The 1,387-nt window shown below is 69.9% G+C and carries 1 protein-coding gene; it reads left to right on the top strand.

From position 1 onward, the window contains the following. Positions 1-218: 218 nt before the first annotated feature. Positions 219-1,387 (top strand): IS110 family transposase (locus tag ACFXOM_RS35575; protein WP_385041646.1); only part of this gene is annotated, 1,169 nt, incomplete at its 3' end.

Here is a 1,387-nt window from a genome sequence, read left to right on the forward strand (position 1 = left end):
GCCCTACCTTCTTGAGTGCGTCCCGTGAGTTCGCGACTCTGGGACTGCGCGGGTGGGGCAGGGATGGTTTTCATGCTGGCTGCCTCCGATGGCTCAGGACGCTGATCCCCCTGCCCCGCCACTTCTTCCGGACTGCTGATTAGGCACTGCGAACGATCGCTGAGTAGGGCGAGGACAGGCGGAAGGAGTCGCGCCACACACTGCACCGGGAGGGGACCGTGACCGCCAACGCAGGCTTCGACATCGCCAAGGAATTCCACTGGCTCGCGGTGACCGACGACCGCGGCCGTCAGCTGCTCAGCCACCGAGTAGACAACGACCCCGCCGCCATCGACGAGGCGATCGGCGAACTGCACACCGTCGAGGCCGAACACGGCCCCGTCACCGTCGGCCTGGACATCCTCGGCGGCATCGCCGCCCTGCTGACCGCCATGCTCCTGACGGCCAGCTTCCGCGTCGTCCACGTCCCCGGCCTGGCCGTCAACCGCGCCCGCCGCGCGACACGGGGCGGCGAGAACAAGTCCGACCCCCGTGACGCCAAAGTCATCGCCGAGCAGGTCATGCTCCGCGACGACCTGCGCGCCGTCGAACTGCCCGACGACAGCGCCGTGGAGCTGAGGCTGCTGGTCAGCCACCGCACCACGCTGGTCAAGGAGGCCACCGCCCGCACCGCGCGGCTGCGTGACCTGCTCACCGGTATCCACCCCGGCCTGGAACGGGCCGTCGATGCGACGAACCAGTCCGGGCTCATCCTGCTGGGCCACTACGTCACACCGGCCGAGATCCGCCGCGCGGGCACCGCCCGGATCGCCGGCTACCTGCACCGGCACGGGGTCAAGCCCACCACCGCACAGCCGCTGGCCGACGCGGCGCACACCGCCGCACTCGCCCAGCGCACCGTGCTGCCCGGAGAAAGGCGCACCGCCCAGCTCATCCGCGAACTCGCCGACGAGCTGCTGGCCGGCAAACACCGCATCAAGGCCCTGGAAGCCGAGATCGAGAAGCTGGTGACCGGCCACCCTGACGGGGCCCTCATCCGCAGCCTGCCGGGGATGGGGGCCGCCCTCACCGCCGAGTTCCTCGCGGCCGTCGGCGACATCCGCCGCTTCAGCAGCGGCGACGCACTGGCCGCCGCCTCCGGGCTGTCCCCGGTGCTCTCCCAGTCCGGCAAGATCCGCTACTCGCGCAGCGCGACCGGCGGTGACAAGGCCCTCAAACGGGTCTTCTACCAGGCCGCGTTCTGCTCCATCCAACGCGACCCCACCTCGCGCGCCTTCTACGACCGCAAACGATCCGAAGGCAAACGACACCATCAGGCCCTGATCGCTCTGGCCCGCCGCAAGATCAACGTTCTCTACGCCATCCTGCGCGACCAACGCCCCTACGA

Origin of the sequence: Streptomyces sp. NPDC059169, assembly GCF_042755225.1 — a bacterium.
Lineage (GTDB): Bacteria > Actinomycetota > Actinomycetes > Streptomycetales > Streptomycetaceae > Streptomyces.